Source organism: Acinetobacter sp. CE-15 (genome assembly GCF_051059255.1).
GTDB classification, from domain to species: Bacteria; Pseudomonadota; Gammaproteobacteria; order Pseudomonadales; family Moraxellaceae; genus Acinetobacter; species Acinetobacter guillouiae.
On record NZ_CP192737.1, the window covers coordinates 4,610,937 to 4,632,231 of the forward strand.

The window sequence follows — 21,295 nt, forward strand, 5'->3', positions numbered from 1 at the left end:
TTTTAATAATGCAAAATTTGATAAACCCCTATATCATGCCTTCAGTTGGTACAGTATTGAAATGTATTTAAGTAACAAAAATATAGGATGAAAAATCATTTCATCAAGAAGGACATATGAAATCTATTCAATTACCCTTATTTATCGCAACCCTAGGTCTAAGTTCATTTGCTCAAGCTGATTTTATTGGTTTAAAAGGTGATATTAGTTATTGGAGTATTGGTGGAGATTCTCAAATCAACCACAAAACATCCAGTCTATCCAACAAAACGGGGACAGATAATTTATTATTAGATCCTTATACTGGGCTAAACGCAAAACATGATTTAGATACCAAAGGCACGATTCAAGCCTCTGTTGCTTTTGAGCACCCGATTCCAATCATTCCCAATGTAAAATTAAAATATACCAAGTTAGATACTGAAACTGAGTCTAATAATGAGTTTGCTAAAACTAAAATTGATTTAGACCATACAGATCTTATTCTTTACTATGAAATCTTAGACAACATTGTAAAAGCTGATGTCGGTGTAGGGGCAACTAAACTCAACGGTACTGTAAAGCAATTTTCACAAAATGTTGATGTTGATGAATATGCACCAATCCTTTATGCAGAGGCTGGTGCAAAACTACCATTTACAGGTTTAAGTGCAAAAGCTGAGGCGACTTATACCAATGTCAATGATGTAAAAATCACGGACGCTCAGGCTGAAATTCAATATGATTTTGTTAAGTCTATTGTTTTAGATCTTGGTGCCAAAGTGGGTTATCGTGTTTTAAATATCGAACTCAGTGATTTAGATAACCGTGATATGAAGTTTAATTTTAAAGGGCCTTATATTGGTTTAAATGCCCATTTTTAATAGAAAATACCCGTTTATGATCATGTAAGCTTTTTCTTACATGGTCTGCCGAATTATGCGTATAGGCAGAACAGCTAAATTTTAATACTATAAACACATCAGGAAACAGGAAGTTTCCATTAAAACAAGAATAAGATAGGACAATAACGCAGGATAGCGAAAGGTACGACAGGAGTTATACCTCAGAACCAATACAAAAAACCTCAGGCATGGATGTCTGAGGTTTTTTATTTTGAATACACTAAAACAATTAAAGTAAAAAACTTACCACTTCATAAAAGCCATTCCTTCAATAGTATCCATTTGAATCAGTTCAGTTTGTTTTTGAACCAGTTTAACCGCTTCATGCAAACTTATTGTTTTTGTATAAGAGCCTTTTTGATCAGGAACAGGAATATCTGCATCTAATGAATAATCATCATTAACGATAAACTGTAAAGTACGATCATTTTTATCAACGATCCCTAAAAAGTTTTCTGGCCTGATTAACACAGATTGCATTAGTTCTATGATTTCATCGATAGATGCATACTGATTTTGAGTGGGTAAAACCTCTTCACCATCATAATCTGTAAAGAAAAATTGGAAAATCAACATATTATTAACTGTTTTTATCGTAATACTTTAATTTTTAGCATAAAGAAACGGCTGGTTCAATAGCTCGACTCTTTCTATATCCCTTACTTCAATAATGATCATGATGAGGAATACAGAAAATCAGTTCAGTTTCATCAATGCATAAGCTTAAGCAGTGATCAATTAGCTTAATATAACGAGATCTATTTCATTTCGCTAATAAACACCGCGCATAAAAAAACACCCCGCTCTCGTTAGAGATCGGGGTGTTTTAGATTTAAAAGCTGGCGATGACTTACTCTCACATGGGTAACCCCACACTACCATCAGCGCTAAGAGGTTTCACTTCTGAGTTCGGGAAGGGATCAGGTGGTTCACTCTTGCTATTGTCGCCAGCAAACTGTTATGGACTTGTTCGGGTCTTATTTAAATGCCTTACTTCGTACCAAATGAGTTTAACAGAACATTTGAGTTGAATAGTTTAACTAGCTTTACAACTAAATCAAGTATGTTTGATCTTTTATGAATCAAATGATGCTTCGTATACAACTGCTTGGGTGTTGTATAGTCAAGCCTCACGAGCAATTAGTATTGGTCAGCTTCATGCGTCACCGCACTTCCACATCCAACCTATCAACGTCGTAGTCTTCAACGGCTCTTTAGAGGACATAAAGTCCTAGGGAAATCTTATCTTGAGGTAGGCTTCCCGCTTAGATGCTTTCAGCGGTTATCCCTTCCGAACATAGCTACCCGGCGATGCGACTGGCGTCACAACCGGTACACCAGAGGTTCGTCCACTCTGGTCCTCTCGTACTAGGAGCAGATCCTCTCAAATTTCCAACGCCCACGGTAGATAGGGACCGAACTGTCTCACGACGTTCTAAACCCAGCTCGCGTACCTCTTTAAATGGCGAACAGCCATACCCTTGGGACCTGCTTCAGCCCCAGGATGAGATGAGCCGACATCGAGGTGCCAAACACCGCCGTCGATATGAACTCTTGGGCGGTATCAGCCTGTTATCCCCAGAGTACCTTTTATCCGTTGAGCGATGGCCCTTCCATACAGAACCACCGGATCACTAAGACCTACTTTCGTACCTGCTCGACTTGTGGGTCTCGCAGTTAAGCGCGCTTTTGCCTTTATACTCTACGCGTGATTTCCGACCACGCTGAGCGCACCTTCGTACTCCTCCGTTACTCTTTAGGAGGAGACCGCCCCAGTCAAACTACCCACCAGACATGGTCCTCGTCCCGGATAACGGGACAGAGTTAGAACCTCAATATTACCAGGGTGGTATTTCAAGGATGGCTCCATAGCAACTGGCGTCACTACTTCAAAGCCTCCCACCTATCCTACACAAGTAAGATCAAAGTTCAATGTCAAGCTGCAGTAAAGGTTCACGGGGTCTTTCCGTCTAGCCGCGGGTACACCGCATCTTCACGGCGATTTCGATTTCACTGAGCCTCTGCTGGAGACAGCGCCCCCATCATTATGCCATTCGTGCAGGTCGGAACTTACCCGACAAGGAATTTCGCTACCTTAGGACCGTTATAGTTACGGCCGCCGTTTACTGGGGCTTCGATCAAGAGCTTCGCTTACGCTAACCCCATCAATTAACCTTCCAGCACCGGGCAGGCATCACACCCTATACGTCCACTTTCGTGTTTGCAGAGTGCTATGTTTTTAATAAACAGTTGCAGGGGCCTGGTTTCTGTGGCTGCCAATAGCTCAAGGAGCAAGTCCTATCACCGTCAGCAGCGTACCTTCTCCCGAAGTTACGGTACCATTTTGCCTAGTTCCTTCAGCAGAGTTCTCTCAAGCGCTTTGGTCTACTCGACCTGACCACCTGTGTCGGTTTAGGGTACGATTCCTGTGTAACTGAAGCTTAGAGACTTTTCCTGGAAGCATAGTATCAGCCACTTCGCTAGTAAACTAGCTTGCTATCAGCTCTCAGCATAGAGCACCCCGGATTTGCCTAAGATGCATGCCTACTGCCTTTCACCTGGACAACCAACGCCAGGCTGACTTAACTTTCTCCGTCCTCTCATCGCATTACACAGAAGTATTGGAATATTAACCAATTTCCCATCGACTACGCCTCTCGGCCTCGCCTTAGGGGTCGACTCACCCAGCCCCGATTAACGTTGGACTGGAACCCTTGGTCTTTCAGCGAACGGGTTTTTCACCCGTTTTGTCGTTACTCACGTCAGCATTCGCACTTCTGATACCTCCAGCATACTTCTCAATACACCTTCATCGGCTTACAGAACGCTCCCCTACCACGTATACATAGTATACATCCGCAGCTTCGGCATATAGTTTTAGCCCCGTTACATCTTCCGCGCAGGCCGACTCGACTAGTGAGCTATTACGCTTTCTTTAAAGGGTGGCTGCTTCTAAGCCAACCTCCTAGCTGTCTATGCCTTCCCACATCGTTTCCCACTTAACTATAATTTGGGGGCCTTAGCTGGCGGTCTGGATTGTTTTCCTCTTGACTACGGACGTTAGCACCCGCAGTCTGTCTCCCGGATAGTACTCATAGGTATTCGGAGTTTGCATCGGTTTGGTAAGTCGGGATGACCCCCTAGCCGAAACAGTGCTCTACCCCCTATGGTATTCGTCCGAGGCGCTACCTAAATAGCTTTCGGGGAGAACCAGCTATCACCGAGTTTGATTAGCCTTTCACCCCTATCCACAAGTCATCCCCTGGCTTTTCAACGACAGTGGGTTCGGTCCTCCAGTTAGTGTTACCCAACCTTCAACCTGCTCATGGATAGATCACCCGGTTTCGGGTCTATACCCAGCAACTAAACGCCCTATTAAGACTCGATTTCTCTACGGCTCCCCTATGCGGTTAACCTTGCTACTGAATATAAGTCGCTGACCCATTATACAAAAGGTACGCAGTCACCGAACAAGTCGGCTCCCACTGCTTGTATGCATGCGGTTTCAGGATCTATTTCACTCCCCTCACAGGGGTTCTTTTCGCCTTTCCCTCACGGTACTGGTTCACTATCGGTCAGTCAGGAGTATTTAGCCTTGGAGGATGGTCCCCCCATATTCAGACAAGGTTTCACGTGCCTCGCCCTACTCGTCATCATTATATGTGCCCTTTCGTGTACGGGACTATCACCCTCTACGGTAGCACTTCCCAGAGCTTTCCGCTAAAACACATATAACTTAATGGGCTGATCCCCGTTCGCTCGCCGCTACTGAGGGAATCTCAATTGATTTCTTTTCCTAAGGGTACTGAGATGTTTCACTTCCCCTCGTTCGCCTCGCATGACTATGTATTCATCATGCGATACCTACCTTATGGTAAGTGGGTTTCCCCATTCAGAAATCTCCGGATCACAGGATATTTGCCGCCTCCCCGAAGCTTATCGCAGGCTATTACGTCTTTCATCGCCTCTGACTGCCAAGGCATCCACCACATGCACTTAATTACTTGACTATACAACCCCAAACAGTCGTTAATCCCTACAAGGAGGATCAACAATGTGAACTTAATCACTTCTATTTGTTGCCTGTGAATTTAATCACCATACAGCTTCAATTTAATTCATATACCAAAACGCTTGATTCAGTTTTATCGCTAGTGCTCATTTCATTCAACATTAACAATTACTTGCTAACATCAACTAAAACGAGTTTAAACAATTATTTCAACTCAAATATATTCTGTTAATGATTCACTACCGCCTCGTCAGCAAGTAGTTAACTGTGATAAATCACAGAACTTAATAAGCTATCGGCTTACTAAGTTCTGTAATCACTTAGTCTTTAATTAGTGGTGGAGACTAACGGAGTCGAACCGTTGACCTCCTGCGTGCAAAGCAGGCGCTCTACCAACTAAGCTAAGTCCCCAGCTTAAGATCTTAATATATCTGCTCTTCTGTGTTCAGTAGACTTGGTGGGTCTGACAAGACTTGAACTTGTGACCCCACGCTTATCAAGCGTGTGCTCTAACCAACTGAGCTACAGACCCTCAGATACATCAATGAAGAACAACTTGTTGTGGATTCTTACCAATCGTCAATCTTTCGTTAAGGAGGTGATCCAGCCGCAGGTTCCCCTACGGCTACCTTGTTACGACTTCACCCCAGTCATCGGCCACACCGTGGTAAGCGTCCTCCTTACGGTTAGACTACCTACTTCTGGTGCAACAAACTCCCATGGTGTGACGGGCGGTGTGTACAAGGCCCGGGAACGTATTCACCGCGGCATTCTGATCCGCGATTACTAGCGATTCCGACTTCATGGAGTCGAGTTGCAGACTCCAATCCGGACTACGATCGGCTTTTTGAGATTAGCATCCTATCGCTAGGTAGCAACCCTTTGTACCGACCATTGTAGCACGTGTGTAGCCCTGGTCGTAAGGGCCATGATGACTTGACGTCGTCCCCGCCTTCCTCCAGTTTGTCACTGGCAGTATCCTTAAAGTTCCCACCCGAAGTGCTGGCAAATAAGGAAAAGGGTTGCGCTCGTTGCGGGACTTAACCCAACATCTCACGACACGAGCTGACGACAGCCATGCAGCACCTGTATGTAAGTTCCCGAAGGCACCAATCCATCTCTGGAAAGTTCTTACTATGTCAAGACCAGGTAAGGTTCTTCGCGTTGCATCGAATTAAACCACATGCTCCACCGCTTGTGCGGGCCCCCGTCAATTCATTTGAGTTTTAGTCTTGCGACCGTACTCCCCAGGCGGTCTACTTATCGCGTTAGCTGCGCCACTAAAGCCTCAAAGGCCCCAACGGCTAGTAGACATCGTTTACGGCATGGACTACCAGGGTATCTAATCCTGTTTGCTCCCCATGCTTTCGTACCTCAGCGTCAGTATTAGGCCAGATGGCTGCCTTCGCCATCGGTATTCCTCCAGATCTCTACGCATTTCACCGCTACACCTGGAATTCTACCATCCTCTCCCATACTCTAGCTTCCCAGTATCGAATGCAATTCCCAAGTTAAGCTCGGGGATTTCACATCCGACTTAAAAAGCCGCCTACGCACGCTTTACGCCCAGTAAATCCGATTAACGCTCGCACCCTCTGTATTACCGCGGCTGCTGGCACAGAGTTAGCCGGTGCTTATTCTGCGAGTAACGTCCACTCACTGTAGGTATTAACTACAGGAGCCTCCTCCTCGCTTAAAGTGCTTTACAACCATAAGGCCTTCTTCACACACGCGGCATGGCTGGATCAGGGTTCCCCCCATTGTCCAATATTCCCCACTGCTGCCTCCCGTAGGAGTCTGGGCCGTGTCTCAGTCCCAGTGTGGCGGATCATCCTCTCAGACCCGCTACAGATCGTCGCCTTGGTAGGCCTTTACCCCACCAACTAGCTAATCCGACTTAGGCTCATCTATTAACGCAAGGTCACAAGTGATCCCCTGCTTTCCCCCGTAGGGCGTATGCGGTATTAGCATCCCTTTCGAGATGTTGTCCCCCATTAATAGGCAGATTCCTAAGTATTACTCACCCGTCCGCCGCTAGGTCAATCACCGAAGCAATCTCCCCCGCTCGACTTGCATGTGTTAAGCCTGCCGCCAGCGTTCAATCTGAGCCATGATCAAACTCTTCAGTTAAAAATCATTAGTGACTTAAGGTCACAATTCTGGCTCATCAATGTACTGACAAATTCTCTCAAATAAACTTCGAGTAATTTAAACCAATCAATCAATGATAATATTTCGATCAATCAATCAGTAAAAATCCACACAAGTTGTTCTTCATATTCTCTTAATGATCTTCTCAATGCTTCGTCAGCATCAAGCTAGGTCGGCTATACTACTCTCTATCTCTAAAAAGTCAATCAATAATGTTAATTATTTTTTCTAACAAACCCAACCCTAACATCATCTTAAAATCTCAATTCGAAATCTTAACAACTTAATCAAGTGCCTGATTTATCAGAAGTTTTATTTAACATCACCGCCGATGGATGTGCATTCTACAGCATTCCCTAACCAACACAACCCCTTTTTTTAAACTTTTTTATCGGATGTGCGTTTTTTCCTCAAAATCAGCATTTTTTTATGCTTTTTATCTATTTTTTAAGCATTTTTCATTATTTTTTTCATATTAAAGTTATTTTTATGCTTTGTTTTCCACTCTCGAATCACAAAATCTAAGCATTATTCAACTGAATTAGGATTCAAAAAGAAAAACCGCATCAATTTGATGCGGTAAATCCTATACTTTGTGCACTTTTATATTTTGCAGTCATTTCATCTGTTAAATGCTGCAAAATAGAATCCACATTTTCAAAAGGATGAAAACAGGACTGTCGTACAATCACCGCAAAGTCTCCAGCACTTAAACGATCTAAAGATTGCAGTTTTACTTTTATATCAGCCTCATGAACATCAAGTTTGAGTTGTGTACAGACATTTTCCAATAAAGCCAAACGCTGTGCATAATTTAAAAAATCAAAATGCATTTTAAAATCGAAACGGCGTAACGCAGCTTGGTCAAGTTCATCAAAGCGATTGGTTGTCGCCACCACGATGCCATTAAAGCTTTCCATTTGAACCAAAAACTCATTTACCTGCGAAACTTCCCAAGAGCGGGTTGCTTGGCGGCGATCTTGTAATAAACCATCTACTTCATCCAGCAATAAAATTGCCTGTAAGTCTTCGGCTTCATGAAACGCTTTAGCAAGGTTCTGTTCTGTTTCACCAACCCAAGCAGAAATTAAGTCTGAACCACGCTTAATCAGTAAAGGTCGATTGATGGTTTCAGATAACCATCGTGCAAATGCAGTTTTACCTGTTCCTGATGCTCCGTATAGACATAAACGGCCAAAACCATGTTGCTGGATACCTGATGCGATCTCCGCAAGATTCGCCTTACAGTTGATATAGTTCAGATCATAGAACTTGGGCAACGCATTACTATCTTGCAATTTAATGCCTTGATGACCCTGTGCTTTTAAGGTATTGGACACCAATTTGGTCATGCTTTCCTGTACCACTAAATGTGCATTGTGCATTTGAGCCGCTTTGGCAACACGATAACTACGGCGTAAAATTGCTGGAGATAATTGCTCAATATTGGCCAAGGCTTCCTGATACAAAGGATTAAGTTCTTGACCACAATGTTGTTCGATAAAGCTTCTGCGTTGCTTTTTAGGTGGCACTTTAATTTCAAGCACCATATCAAAACGGCGTATAAACGCAGGATCGAGCTGATCAGAATTAGACACCCAAATCGTTGGTGTACGATTTTGCTCTAAAATACGATTGACCCAAGCCTTACGACTTTGCGCAGTGCTTTTCATCCCCACGCCATTTTCGGTGTCATTAAACACATCCTCAACTTCATCAAACATCAATAAAGCAGATTGACTGTCGAAAATGCACTGCGCTGCACGATACGCACATAAACGCCCTGTGGCTGAAATTGCATCACCATCTTCATCTTCACAGGAGATTTCAAAAAGTTGCACCGCCATTTCATCTGCAAGGGTCTTACACAGTTGTGTCTTTCCTGTGCCTGAACTGCCATAAAGGAAGATATTTACACCCTGTTGCTTACTCATTTTGACTTGCTTTAAGTAAGCTAGGAGTAAAGTCAATTCAGTGTGTAAATGAGGATAATCCTCTAAGGTTAATTCAGCAGGCTGACTTTTATTAATGGTTCCAACAAACAAATCCATCACATCATTGGTTTTCACCAATAACTTATCGGCCAATTGGTTTGACACCAGATTCAATTTCCCACGTAAATAATTACGATAGTGTTGTTGAACACTGATTAAGCCACTGCGATGTAAACGCCCTTGTACAGACAAAGCCTGCCGAATTGCTTCATAAGGTAAATCTAAAACCACAGCCAAAGCACGTATGGTTTTAGACGCAGTCAATTCACCGATGGTATCCGCAATATCATCTAGAAGTTGTTCACTGTTTAACATCACAATAAAGCCTAAAATCGTACTTTCAACAGCATTTAAATCCAGTAATTGCTGTATTAACTTCAGGTTATATTGCAACTCAGCATTGAACTGAAAATTATCTAATAAATTTTGCTGTTGGCTATTTTTATGCAAATGGTTGAGTTCCTGATAAGCAGCTTGCTCATCGAACTTATCTGCAAGTAATGCTTCAGAAAAACCTAACTTTTTTGCAATCCATTGATGACTAAAGCAATGATCAGAAATAAATTCTTTTGCACCGCCTAACTCGACCAAAAATCGAAAAGCCCAAAGTTTTACAATCGGAGAAATTTCAGCAAAATCCGCTACGTCAACCTGATGCATATTTTGTGCAAAAGGTTGATTAATATATTCGTTCATATATTCACTTTTTTCTTTTCATGACTAAGGCTAAACTTTTTTCAATTTGCATTTTCTGCAAGCAAAGTCATCCCTCAGAACATGTATATTCTTTAAAATAAGGTTTATTTTCGTTTAATTTAAACGATTAAAAATGTATAGGGTCTATTCAAAGCCCAAAATGAGAAATACGTTAAACAACATGATTTTTCTCCCGAATATTGAATTTAACAGCTGATTCAAATCACATTTTAAGCACCCTGCTTAAAATGATGGGTTCAATCAAGATATTATGGTTATCCTGCAACCAGTCAGTGGTTGTAAACAATCTTGTCAAAAGGCAACGTTACAAGATCAAATTGAGGCAAGTGAAAAGAAAATTAGCTTTGTCATTGTGATTATTTAAGCCATCGTGGCTAAATTTTGGCTCATTTTAAAGTTAAGCATAGATTTTTGCAATTATTTATTCATCACCAACATAGGATTTGTCAGTTTTCATCAATGAACCAACGAAAAAAATCCCGCCGAAGCGGGATTTTGATTGTCTGTTTCAGTTTATTTTGCTTTATCGATAAATAGCTGGGTACTGTATTCAGCCGTTGCTAATTTATTAATTTTCTTTTGACCTGTCTGACCAGCCAAACCTTGGGCATATTTAAGGAAAGCCTCAGCATAGTCTAAACCAACATTCACACGGCGCTCACCAGTAATGGTTTTCAAGGTGGTATAGTAGTCACCACCATTGGCAAGAAAATCAATCGTGATCGCTTTGTAAGTCTTATTGAGATCTAGATTTTCATATTGCCCAGATGCATTACGTACTTGTATTTGGTTAAGACGCTGGCCTTTGTCTTTGGTAAAGTCAACATTCCAACGCATACCACCGGTATATGGGTAGCTACCCGTATTATTCTGGGTAATCACACCATCTATTGCATCCTCTAAGGTGGCTTTAACTTCAGCACCCGTCAGATCTAAACGCAACAATGTATTCTTGAACGGTAAGACATTATAAATTTTACCAACTGTCACATCCCCTAAAGCAACATCTTCACGGACACCACCACCATTTTGGAATGAGATATCAGCGCCAAAGAAGGTCTTTCCTTGTTGTAAAAACGCTTCAGCAATGATTTGTTGAATATCTCCACCATGTTGATCGACATGGGTATTCTTATTACAGATATCGCCGAGTGTTGAACGATTTACATCACGTTGTGTACCAGGGACTCGACGTGAACAGAGATTATCTGTGGCTTGACCTACGATTTCCTGAGCAAATTTTTTCTTTTGCTCTTGATACGGTTTTAAAACATCCAAGGTCTTTTGTAGTGGTGCTACAACAGTAAATGGAACCTGATCTGTTTTAAATTGCGTCAGTATTGCTTGTTTTTCTGTTTCGGTGACTGCTTTTGCGTCTTTGGCGGTACGGGTAAAGTTATTGCCAATAAGTACATGTGGTGTCCCACTACAGCTTTCGACATTCCCGTTTTTGTCAAACTTCACATTTAAATCACCCACGATATAACTGTACTGCCAAGCTTGCGCAACGCAGACCAATTGACCATCTTTGTTTCTCAGCTGTGTTGGATAAGCACCTTCTGGTGTCATGCCATATTTTTTAAGACTGTCAGGACCCAATAATGTATGTGAATCACCCCCAATAATCACATCAACATCGGTAAGTGATTTTGCCAACTGTTGGTCTAAGTCGTATCCCACATGGGTTTGAAGAATAATATTTTTAATGCCTTGCGCTTTATATTGATTAATTTCTTTTTGCGCTGTTTCAATTTCATCTGCAAACAATGTATCAGCATTCGGTTGCGAAGAGTTTTTGGTTTTCTTGGCAACCGTTAAACCAATGATTGCAAATTTCACCCCTTCTTTTTCAAACACTTGTGACTTCAAAATGCGGTTGGTTTTATACAGTGGTGATGATGCACCAAAACTGACATTGGCCGTTAAAATTTGGGTTTTGTCTTTACAAGAACTTTGATCCAAGAAACCAATAAATTTCTTTAATCCATCATCTTTAGAATCAAACTCATGGTTACCCGGCGTAAATGTATCAAAACAAACGGTGTTCATTGCATCTGCGTCTGCTTTCCCATCCGTTAAGTTATAGTACAAATCGCCAGTGATCGCATCACCTGCATGTATTTTTAAAGCATTTTTCTTTTCTACTGCAAGTTGGTTAATTAAGCTGGCAACACGTGCAAATCCACCGCTTGCAACACTAAACTCTTCATCCCCTGTCCCTACATTGCTTTTAAATTTAATGCTTTCTTCATCTAAATGTGAATGATGGTCATTAATATGCAAGATATTCAGTTCTAAAGCTTTTGCCTCAACTGGTTTTTCAGTATTTGAATGATCATTATCATCATTACAAGCAACCAACAGCGTAGACAGCACACTCAGCAAAATGATTTGCTTTTTATTATTAATCAACATGATATTTCCAACAAGCAATAAATATTTATGGCCTAGTATGTTGATCATTTGTTTAATTTTGATGAATAATTAAACATTATTGCTCAGTAACAAGGTTTCATCAGAGCTTGAATATTCAAATTGTTTTGTGAACACCGACAAACACAGCATACCGATACTTTTAACAACAGCTCATTTTATGATTTTTCTTTAATGTATTTTTTAAATATTGAAGTTTCAAAAAGTTGTATTCAAATTTAGTTGTTTCAAAAATAAAAAACCAATCAAATTTGATTGGTTTTTATAACAAGTTAAACCTTAATCTGCTTGATAAAAAGGTTTATCACCCATCAAAGTGGCTCGATTCATAACACGGTGCTGAGGACGGTAATCATCAACAGCATAGTGGAAGGTACAACGATTATCCCAAAATGCCACATCATTGGCCTGCCACGACCAACGCACTACAAACTCTGGTTTCTGAATATGTTCAAACAACATTTTCAAGACAGCATCGCTTTCTTTGGCTTCGAGTTCATTGATTCGTGTGGTAAACCCTTCACTCACAAATAAAGCTTTACGACCTGTGACAGGATGAGTGCGAATCACAGGGTGGCTAATCGGAGGATGTTTTTTCTTAGCCTGTTCTAGCTTTTCTAATTCGGCAGGATCACCACCAAAACGATCTACTGGAAATGAACGTGCAATATCATGTGTTGCAGTTAAACCAGATAACATCGCTTGCATCGGCTTGGATAATGCTTCAAACGCCGCTGTTCCACTTGACCAAAGTGTATCTCCACCCCATGCTGGGACTTTTTTTGCACTTAAAATTGCGCCCATTGCTGGTGCTTCAAGAAAAGTCACATCGGTATGCCACAATGCATTATCCCGTAAATCATTTAATTCCGTATCTAAAACCATGATTTCTGGTTGTTCTGGAATATTTGGGTAAATTGGGTGGATGTGTAACTGACCAAATTGACGCGCCAAAGCTGCATGTTGCTGTGCAGTCATCGGCTGATTTCTGAAAAAGATCACCTGATGTTTCAATAAAGCTGCTTCAATCAAAGCCTTTTGTTCAGGTGTTAAAGGCTGATTGAAATTCACACCTTCAATCAGCGCACCAATCGTTGGATTTAATGGGGTAACTTTAAAAATATTTGAAACAACAGCGTTCATTTCTTCCTCGATCATCTCACGATATATAAAATGTATCATTAAAACGTTAAAACTAAATATAGCGTCACGCTATCGAACAATGTAGCGAAAATAACTTACTGAGATTGCTTATCCCAAGGGACCAATTTTCTTTGCAAACGACGTAAACCAATTTCCAGAATAAAGGCAATCACAGCGATAATTAAAATCCCGACAATCACCACATCTGTAGCCAAAAGCTGTGAAGATGATTGCACCATAAAGCCCAAACCTTCAGAAGCACCAACCAACTCTGCTGCCACCAAAGTCGACCATCCCACACCAAGACCAATACGGATACCAGTTAAAATGCTCGGTAAAGAGCTTGGTAAAACCACATGTTTAATAATTTGCATTGGGCTTGCACCCAAAGACTGTGCAGCACGAATTTTGGCTTGGTCGACTGAGCGGACACCAGTTGCTGTTGCGATAACAATCGGTGCAAAAATTGCCAGATAAATCAGTAGCACCTTGGACAACTCACCAATACCACACCAAATTACAATCAAGGGTAAATACGCCAGTGGTGGAATCGGACGATAAAACTCAATGATGGGATCTAAAATACCCCGCACAATTTTATTGCGACCAATCGCAATCCCCACAGGAATCGCAGTGATAACCGCAGCAATCAACGCCGTGCCGATACGACCCAAACTTGCGCCAATATGACTCCACAAGCTAATACTCATATAGCCATTGCTGAACAAATCATTGAAACGCTGCAACACGGCGGTTGGTGATGGTAAGAATAAAGCATCAATCCAGCCTAAAGTGGTGACCAGCCACCAAATTGCAATCAAAGTAATGATCGTGATACTACTGATCAAAGTAATATTGACTTCACGTGGAACCTTCACCGCCACAGTCTGAGATTCAACTGTACGAGGGATCAATTTAGGGTCTAATTGTGCTGTCATTACTCCACCTTTTCCACTTGAGCTTGGTCGCTCTGAGCAACATGGTATTGATCCTGATTATTTTGAATGAATACACAACTCAACACATGCTCTCGCATTTCAATAAACTTGGGATCTGATTTAATACTTCGTGCTGGCTCGCCATTGGCATAGCGTTTAGCAAAATCCAACTCCAGCTTTTCCACAATTCGCCCAGGATTTGGTGCAAGAATAATCAGATCTGTAGCCAGAAAAACAGCTTCTTCAATGTCATGGGTAATTAAGAAAGTAGGTTTGGACGTACTCTTCCAAACATCTAATAATAAGCACTGCATTTGTTCACGAATAAACGCATCCAAAGCACCAAAAGGCTCATCCATCAATAATATTTTAGGGTCAGAAGCCAAAGCACGCGCTAAACCAACCCGTTGACGTTGCCCGCCTGAAAGTTCCCAGATATGGCGTTGCCCAAAGCCTTCTAAATTCACCAATTTAAGTAATGCTTGTGCACGGTTTTGACGTGTTTTTTTATCAACCCCTGCAAGCTCTAAACCAAAAGCAATATTGTCTTCTACATTCTGCCAAGGCAATAAAACATCATCTTGGAACACCACACCACGGTCTCGGCTAGGTGCAATGATTACTTCACCATCCAGTTTTAAAGTGCCTGCTTGTGGCTGAGTAAATCCAGCAATCAAATTTAATAAGGTTGTTTTACCACTGCCTGAAGCACCTAATGCAACCATCAGTTGCTCAGAGCCCAGCTGAAATGACACATCTTTCAGTACCGGTTGTTCAGTACCCGGATACTGTGCTTGTACATGTTCTACAGTCAATACAGCCATGATGAATACTTCCGATCTCTATTTCGATGTTTGAATAAAACGCGTGTTAATAAACTGTTGATAATTTGGAGAAACCTTTCTCACCAAACCTTGTGCTTTTAAAAAGTTCACTGAGTTGACAATATTTTGTGTAGTCCGCCCACCAAGGTATTGAGTGCTTAATTGCGCCTGACGATCTGGATAGGCGGCACCAGCAAGAAGCGCTGGCACATCTTGAGCATCTACGCCGGTAATTTTGGCAATTTTTTGCACTTCAGCTGAATTGGCCGTCCAACGACTTTTATTCTGGTTATAAGATTGGTAATAGTTCAGTGTCACTGTAGAAAACTTTGTTAAGACCTCAGGATGCTTCTGTGCAAAATCTTTACGTACCACCCAAACTTCAAATGTAGGCGAACCCCATTGCCCAACCTGCCCTGCATCCGTCATAACCTTGCCAGTTTTCTTAATATTAGCAAGTGCAGGTGACCAGACAAAAGCTGCATCTATATCGCCTCTGCGCCATGCTGCATTAATTTCAGCTGGTTTTAGGTTCAACAACCGTATTTGATTGGTTTTAATATTCCAATGCTGCAAAGCCCCCAATAAACTGTAATGGGAAGTCGAAGCAAATGGGGTGGCCACCTTTTTCCCAATCAAGTCTTGAGGACTATTAATGCCTGAACCATTTCTCACCACCAAGGCTTCCGCACTTTTCAGATCAGTAGAAATTAAAAACACCTCTATGGGTAAATTATTGGCAACAGCTGCCCCTAACGGACTTGAACCAATCAGTGCGATATCTACAGAACCAGAAGCCAATGCAGTTAAAACCTCTGCACCACTATTAAATAAGCGCCAATCCAGTTTTTCCCCAATCACTTTGTCATATACACCATCAGCCTGTGCAACTTTGGCAGGTTCTATGTTGGTTTGATAACCAATGACGATAGGGCGAGCATTTGCCAAACCACTATAGCTATATAAACTTATAGCTGAGCAAAGCAAAATCAGTTGCTGAAATTTCATGATCAATGTATGGACTAGAATAAATAAAAAGAGATGGGAATCAGGCTCATGGTAAGGTTTTTTTGTATATTATTAAAAATACGTTTTTTAGATTTACTTATATGTTTTATTGATTAACAAAACTTGAAATCTATTTTATTTTTCTAGATCGATCAAAATTAACAAGATTTTAATTAAGCCACTAAACCCACACCAATAAACAAAACAACATCACAATAATATTTTATTAAGATAAATAAATCACATTAATTAAGCTATTCAATGGTTTATTCATCGGAAATAGAGTAAAAACTCTATTTTTATTCAAATAAAATTACTATATTTAGTATAAATAAAACGCGTTTTAAGTATAAGGATATAACATGAAAAAGGAATTTCTTGCCCTTACTACAATCGTATTATTAGGAATATCAAGCACCTCTCAAGCTAAACAAGAAATCTGTGTTTTTGATTTATTAGGGAAAGCTGGTGAATCCTATAAAATGATGGAAGAGTGGGCACTCGCTGCAAAAACATGGCATACCGATGTCCAGCTGATTGCTTACCAAAATGAAGAGCTTGCTGATAAAGATTTTAAAAATGGTAAATGTGATGCGGCCTATATCACCACAATGCGTGCACGCCAATACAATAAATTCGCCGGATCGATTGACGCGTTGGGTGGTGTTCCCACCAATGCCATTGCGCTCAAGGCGATTACCTTTGTCTTGGATAAGCGCAATGTAAAACGCTTAAAAACCACGATAGACAATGAAGAAATAGAAATTGGTGGGATCGGTCAAATCGGCCCTGCCTATATCTTTGTAAATGATCGAGCCATCAATACCATTGAAAAAGGTAAAGGCAAGAAATTCGCAGTATTGGCGTATGATAAAGCGCAAATTGCAATGGTTGAACGTGTCGGGGCAATTCCTGTTCCGTCCGATATTTCCAATTTTATTAAGAAGTTTAATACCGGTGAAGTACCAATGGTGGGTGCACCAGCCTATGCCTTTAAACCCTTAGAAATGGAAAAAGGGCTTGGCTCTAAAGGTGCATTAATCAATTTCCCAGTGCTCAATGTCACTGCTGATCTGGTGTTTAGATCTCAGAAATTCCCAGCTACTTTTGGCAATGACTCTAGAACCTGGTTTATTAAGCAGCTTCCGCGTCAATTCAGTATGGTCAAACGTTTAGAAGAAGGCATCCCAGCCAAATATCGTTTGAATTTAAGTAAAGCCGATACTGAAAAATATCAAAAGCTGTTACGAGATGGACGTATGGATTTAACCCGACAAGGTATTTACGATCCGACCATGATGTCAGTACTTAAACGGGCGCGTTGTACTGTAGATCGAACCAACTTTGAATGTTCATTGGCGGGTGAATAAGGTCTGATCAAAATTTCTGCTGTCAAAGCTTACGTATAAATCACGTGAGCTTTAAACTAGATACGGCGCAATTGCTTAGCTTGGTTTTTTGCGCCGATTGCTGTGACACATCTCGCAACGTCCCTGACTACACCTTAACCCTGCGTGATAAGGCCGAATCTCGCTTGCAAAGAAACTCTCGAAGAAGTATCTGATAGTCTGGATGTGCAGCTTCTCGCACTGATGCACGTTCAGCCAGCGCCGTGCGCCAAGCTTTTGTCTTGGGTAGATCATCAAAAAAGTGAAAATCACCGAGGCGATCAAATACATCGAAGTAGCGAAATACTGGACCAAATACAGCATCCACTAGGCTGAAGTGTTCTCCAGCAAACCAAGGCCCGTTGACGAGTTCCGCCTCAATCTGTACCAGTTGTGCACGAATCAACTCGGCTTGCACATCCAGTGCCGTATCATTTTTGGCATTGTAGAAGGCGCCAATGCTGTTGAGCATTGATGAACCGAACGCCATCCATGCGCGATGTTGGGCACGGATCAAGGCATCGTTGGGATGTAAACGTGGTGTCAATGTATCTTCTAAATATTCGCAGATCACGGCCGACTCGAAAATCCGCACATCATCGACCAACAGTACGGGTGTCTTGCCCAAAGGTGAGCACGCTTTGAACCAGTCTGGTTTGTTTGCCAAATCTACATCACGACGTTCGAAACAGACTCCTTTCTCCTTGAGCACAATCACAGCACGTTGCACATATGGGCACAGCACATGGCTGACCAAGATAAGATGGGGGCTCATTGTGTGTTCCTCCATTCAACATTACTCAGTAAGAAACAATCACTGCACCACAACACGGCTATCCACTTAATACTTAAATGGATATGTAGCAATGCACTACTATAGAGAGCGCAAGAAGTTGTATTTGCCATAAAAACTTCCAATTTACCAATGCATAGATTTCATCATATGATTGCAATATCACAATAAAAATAGGCAAATAAGAAAGCAATGATTGCAAAATCGCAATACAAACTAGAAGCTCGTGATCTAGAAATCATTCTGGCTTTGGTACGAACGGCTAATCTTGCGAGAGCTGGTGAACGATTAAACGTCGATGCTTCAACGATTTTTCGTGCAATTCGTCGTATCGAACGTGGCTTAGGGCATCCGTTATTTGAACGCTCACGGGCAGGATATTTACCATCTGAACAAGCACAATTACTGGCCGAACATGCCGAGCAAGTGGAAACACAGTTAGAGCAAGCCCGTTCCGCCATACAACTCACACCAGAGCAGGTATCCGGTACAGTGCGCATCGCCACCACAGATACCCTCCTACATGGTTTGCTCGCGCCCGCACTACACAAACTCGCGAATATTCATCCCTTGTTGGAGTATGAGTTGCATACTGGCAATGAACTAACGAGCCTGACGCGACGTGAAGCCGACATTGCAGTGCGCGCAACCAACACTCCCCCACTCCATCTCGTAGGCAAACACATCGCTCCAATCCGAATGGCGTTATATGGCAGTAATCGTATCGAGTACGATCAACAAGTTGAGGCTGCCGTCGACTGGATCGTCCCTGACGATGGCTTACCTGAGCATCCTTCGGTAATCTGGCGCAAACGTCATCATCCCAAAGCCGTACTCCGTTATCGCGTTAACAGTATTCTCACAGTCATGGAGTTGGTGGCCGCTGGTATGGGTGTAGGAGTACTGCCGGTATTTCTTACCCAGCAACGCAGAGATCTGATCGCTTTGACCGACACCCTCGATGAATGCCAGACTGAATTGTGGCTTCTCACACATCCCGAGTCAAAGCATCTACTGCGAGTGTCCACAGTATTTCGGCATCTGAGCAAGACATTGAATCTATAATGCATAGCCGTTGCCGACGATATTCGTCTGTTTATTCTGCTCAATGTTGGCGCAGCTAAAAATGGCTTTATTTTATCAACCAAGAACTTATTGTTTGGATTCTAATTTATTTGTCATCGTGCTTAAATTATTGATAAAAAATCAGGCAATGGAGGCATCCATAAATTGCCTGATTTTTTATTTTAAAATTTACTGAGCTGAAGGTTGTTCAACTAAACTTGGGTCATTGGTTGCTTGAGCAGGTTGTGATTGCTGAATCGTCGCATCGCCCTCAACAGCAGTACCTTGTTGAGTCGGATCTACAGTCGCAGTTTGTGCCGATTGCTGTTGATCTGCAGAACCCATTGGTGCTGATTGGGTTGTTTCAGGTGCTTGGGTTGTTTCACTTGATGTACACGCCGTACTCATGACCGCAACACCAGCCAATAGCATAAAAATAAGACCTGATTTTTTCATCATAAATTCCTTTATCACTCTATCAAAAAACGGCAACACAGGACTGCGTTGTCGTGCTGACTATGATTGCTATTTTTTCTGCAAACTTCGTTGAAGCTTGGTTAGACTTTTAAGGTGTTGCCGTATAAGTTATGCAAAGTTTATTAAATCAATGATTTAGGTTGACCGATTTTATTTTTCATTATACTTGTTTCATTTCGCTGGATTTTTTGATGGTATTCAATGTGGTTAGGCAAAAGTCAGCCTGATAAAAGATATACTTTTACCATAAAAGTTTCGCATTACTTACATTGTTAATGGCTTTTAACAAGACAAAAAAAAGCTTACCCAAGAAGATTGGATAAGCTATGAAAACATTGTTCAAACTAAAAAAGAAACTACAGCCATAGAATCTATGGAGCATGATAATTAAATTATTGCTTTTTCGCAAAGCCTTATTTTCAATAAGTTTAATCGGTTTTACATATGAATTAAGTATTTTAATCTATTCATTCAATTTTAATTTTTGAATTTACTCATCATTTTTGAGCAATAACCGCATCAATTCCCCATAAATTTAAATTTTTAATCTAAAAAAATAATCATTGATTTGATGATTATTCCAACAAAAATATCTTTAAATTTTGGGATTTCTCTCGTAGATCCGCTTTTTTCACTGAATTTCATTAAATAATGTCTAAAACTGCTTGAATTTTAGCGGCTCGCCCACATTTCTTATTCATTAATGAATTAAACGATCATGGCAGTTCAAAAATGAACACAGTGCAAAACTGCTGCCGATAAGGACTGTACATGTTTAAGAACCCATTTAAACGGAGTAAATCAATGGCAACTGAGCAGAATCAAGAAGCCCAAGATATTCAAAACGAGCAAGCCGAACAGCAAACTCAGGCTGAAAATGAACAGGTTGAAGTTACCGTTGAAGCTTTACAGGCTCAAATCAGTCATCTTGAAGAGAGCTTAAAACTCGAAAAAGCACGTACTGCAAATGCAGTTTATGAAGCACAAAAAAGTGTAGAACGTATTCAACGTGATGCTGAAAAGCATAAAGACATCGTGTTAGAAAAGTTTGCGAAAGAATTATTAAATTCTGTCGACAACCTTGAGCGTGCGATTCTCGCAGGTGGTGATGAAGAAACACCTGTACTCGAAGGCGTAAAACTGACCTTGAAATCACTTCTCACCACTTTAGAAAAATTCGGTGTTGTTGAAGCAGACACAACCAATGGTTTTAACGCGGACTTACATCAAGCTGTCGGGATCGACCCAAATGCACAAGCCAACCAAATTGGCACAGTTTTGCAAAAAGGCTACACCTTAAATGGTCGACTACTTCGCCCTGCAATGGTGATGGTTGGTCAATAAGCGTAATAAATAGGAGCTTTTTAAAAATATTTTCATGAATTTTCACAAATCATGACTTGAAAATTTTTGAATGGCTCTCATATCGGATAACAAGAAAATCCCTTTTAACTCCCCTTTGCAAAAA

Annotated in this window: 13 protein-coding genes, 2 tRNA genes and 3 rRNA genes; 4 read left to right on the plus strand and 14 right to left on the minus strand. The window is 41.3% G+C overall.

The annotated features are described in order from the left end of the window. Positions 1-116: 116 nt before the first annotated feature. Positions 117-863 (plus strand): TIGR04219 family outer membrane beta-barrel protein, encoded by a 747-nt coding sequence (locus ACQ7EO_RS21265; protein ID WP_004718904.1) that lies wholly within the window; start codon positions 117-119, stop codon positions 861-863. Positions 864-1,127: 264 nt separating this feature from the next. Here the strand turns inward: ACQ7EO_RS21265 and ACQ7EO_RS21270 are convergent, their stop codons facing one another. From ACQ7EO_RS21270 to tauA, 12 genes are all read right to left on the minus strand, one after another. Beyond that, positions 1,128-1,460: a hypothetical protein gene (locus ACQ7EO_RS21270; RefSeq protein ID WP_434278639.1), complete on the minus strand. Its 333-nt coding sequence runs from the start codon at positions 1,458-1,460 to the stop codon at positions 1,128-1,130. A 261-nt stretch (positions 1,461-1,721) separates the two neighbouring features. Beyond that, positions 1,722-1,836: ribosomal RNA gene (gene rrf, locus ACQ7EO_RS21275) — 5S ribosomal RNA — on the minus strand. 167 nt (positions 1,837-2,003) lie between these two features. Continuing rightward, positions 2,004-4,894, minus strand: a 23S ribosomal RNA gene (locus ACQ7EO_RS21280). Positions 4,895-5,231: 337 nt separating this feature from the next. Then, positions 5,232-5,307 (minus strand) — tRNA-Ala (locus ACQ7EO_RS21285). Positions 5,308-5,351: 44 nt separating this feature from the next. Beyond that, positions 5,352-5,428: transfer RNA gene (locus ACQ7EO_RS21290), tRNA-Ile, on the minus strand. A gap of 59 nt (positions 5,429-5,487) precedes the next feature. Further along, a 16S ribosomal RNA gene (locus ACQ7EO_RS21295) occupies positions 5,488-7,026 on the minus strand. The 16S, 23S and 5S rRNA genes sit together here with 2 tRNA genes alongside, the layout of an rRNA operon. Before the next feature lie 587 nt (positions 7,027-7,613). Beyond that, positions 7,614-9,737 (minus strand): AAA family ATPase, encoded by a 2,124-nt coding sequence (locus ACQ7EO_RS21300; protein WP_434278640.1) that lies wholly within the window; start codon positions 9,735-9,737, stop codon positions 7,614-7,616. 534 nt (positions 9,738-10,271) lie between these two features. Further along, positions 10,272-12,173, minus strand: a complete 1,902-nt coding sequence (locus ACQ7EO_RS21305) for a 5'-nucleotidase C-terminal domain-containing protein (RefSeq protein ID WP_096735439.1) — start codon at positions 12,171-12,173, stop codon at positions 10,272-10,274. Between the two features lie 297 nt (positions 12,174-12,470). Next, the gene (gene tauD, locus ACQ7EO_RS21310) at positions 12,471-13,334 is read right to left on the minus strand and encodes a taurine dioxygenase (RefSeq protein WP_004719027.1); all 864 of its coding nucleotides are present in this window, start codon (positions 13,332-13,334) and stop codon (positions 12,471-12,473) included. Between the two features lie 95 nt (positions 13,335-13,429). Then, positions 13,430-14,272, minus strand: a complete 843-nt coding sequence (gene tauC, locus ACQ7EO_RS21315) for a taurine ABC transporter permease TauC (protein WP_004818127.1) — start codon at positions 14,270-14,272, stop codon at positions 13,430-13,432. Beyond that, the gene (tauB, locus tag ACQ7EO_RS21320; protein WP_434278641.1) at positions 14,272-15,096 is read right to left on the minus strand and encodes a taurine ABC transporter ATP-binding subunit; all 825 of its coding nucleotides are present in this window, start codon (positions 15,094-15,096) and stop codon (positions 14,272-14,274) included. The genes tauC and tauB overlap by 1 nt, the downstream gene beginning before the upstream one ends. Positions 15,097-15,114: 18 nt before the next feature. Further along, a complete protein-coding gene (tauA, locus tag ACQ7EO_RS21325; RefSeq protein ID WP_034613263.1) occupies positions 15,115-16,104 on the minus strand; it encodes a taurine ABC transporter substrate-binding protein in 990 nt (329 codons plus the stop codon). 362 nt (positions 16,105-16,466) lie between these two features. Here tauA and ACQ7EO_RS21330 point away from each other — a divergent pair, with 362 nt between their 5' ends. Beyond that, positions 16,467-17,474 carry a putative solute-binding protein gene (locus tag ACQ7EO_RS21330; RefSeq protein WP_209828952.1) on the plus strand — a complete coding sequence of 336 codons (1,008 nt, stop codon included), beginning with the start codon at positions 16,467-16,469 and terminating at the stop codon, positions 17,472-17,474. 127 nt (positions 17,475-17,601) lie between these two features. Here the strand turns inward: ACQ7EO_RS21330 and ACQ7EO_RS21335 are convergent, their stop codons facing one another. After that, positions 17,602-18,267: a glutathione S-transferase family protein gene (locus ACQ7EO_RS21335; RefSeq protein ID WP_434278642.1), complete on the minus strand. Its 666-nt coding sequence runs from the start codon at positions 18,265-18,267 to the stop codon at positions 17,602-17,604. Between the two features lie 210 nt (positions 18,268-18,477). On the opposite strand from ACQ7EO_RS21335, the gene ACQ7EO_RS21340 reads away from it, so the two are divergent. Further along, positions 18,478-19,350 (plus strand): LysR family transcriptional regulator, encoded by an 873-nt coding sequence (locus ACQ7EO_RS21340; protein ID WP_434278643.1) that lies wholly within the window; start codon positions 18,478-18,480, stop codon positions 19,348-19,350. Positions 19,351-19,539: 189 nt separating this feature from the next. Here ACQ7EO_RS21340 and ACQ7EO_RS21345 read toward each other — a convergent pair whose 3' ends face one another. After that, positions 19,540-19,806 (minus strand): hypothetical protein, encoded by a 267-nt coding sequence (locus tag ACQ7EO_RS21345; RefSeq protein ID WP_004818138.1) that lies wholly within the window; start codon positions 19,804-19,806, stop codon positions 19,540-19,542. Positions 19,807-20,631: 825 nt separating this feature from the next. Here ACQ7EO_RS21345 and grpE point away from each other — a divergent pair. Continuing rightward, positions 20,632-21,171, plus strand: coding sequence for a nucleotide exchange factor GrpE (gene grpE / locus ACQ7EO_RS21350; RefSeq protein WP_004719014.1), 540 nt, complete (start codon positions 20,632-20,634; stop codon positions 21,169-21,171). Positions 21,172-21,295: the final 124 nt, after the last annotated feature.

Excerpts from the sequence above, each read along its gene's own strand:
- ACQ7EO_RS21330 (WP_209828952.1), top strand. The coding sequence starts at position 16,467 with ATGAAAAAGGAATTTCTTGCCCTTACTACAATCGTATTATTAGGAATA.
- tauB (WP_434278641.1), bottom strand. The coding sequence starts at position 15,096 with ATGGCTGTATTGACTGTAGAACATGTACAAGCACAGTATCCGGGTACT.
- ACQ7EO_RS21345 (WP_004818138.1), bottom strand. The coding sequence starts at position 19,806 with ATGAAAAAATCAGGTCTTATTTTTATGCTATTGGCTGGTGTTGCGGTC.
- grpE (WP_004719014.1), top strand. The coding sequence starts at position 20,632 with ATGGCAACTGAGCAGAATCAAGAAGCCCAAGATATTCAAAACGAGCAA.
- tauD (WP_004719027.1), bottom strand. The coding sequence starts at position 13,334 with ATGAACGCTGTTGTTTCAAATATTTTTAAAGTTACCCCATTAAATCCA.
- ACQ7EO_RS21335 (WP_434278642.1), bottom strand. The coding sequence starts at position 18,267 with ATGAGCCCCCATCTTATCTTGGTCAGCCATGTGCTGTGCCCATATGTG.
- ACQ7EO_RS21270 (WP_434278639.1), bottom strand. The coding sequence starts at position 1,460 with ATGTTGATTTTCCAATTTTTCTTTACAGATTATGATGGTGAAGAGGTT.
- ACQ7EO_RS21265 (WP_004718904.1), top strand. The coding sequence starts at position 117 with ATGAAATCTATTCAATTACCCTTATTTATCGCAACCCTAGGTCTAAGT.
- ACQ7EO_RS21300 (WP_434278640.1), bottom strand. The coding sequence starts at position 9,737 with ATGAACGAATATATTAATCAACCTTTTGCACAAAATATGCATCAGGTT.
- ACQ7EO_RS21305 (WP_096735439.1), bottom strand. The coding sequence starts at position 12,173 with ATGTTGATTAATAATAAAAAGCAAATCATTTTGCTGAGTGTGCTGTCT.
- ACQ7EO_RS21340 (WP_434278643.1), top strand. The coding sequence starts at position 18,478 with ATGATTGCAAAATCGCAATACAAACTAGAAGCTCGTGATCTAGAAATC.
- tauA (WP_034613263.1), bottom strand. The coding sequence starts at position 16,104 with ATGAAATTTCAGCAACTGATTTTGCTTTGCTCAGCTATAAGTTTATAT.
- tauC (WP_004818127.1), bottom strand. The coding sequence starts at position 14,272 with ATGACAGCACAATTAGACCCTAAATTGATCCCTCGTACAGTTGAATCT.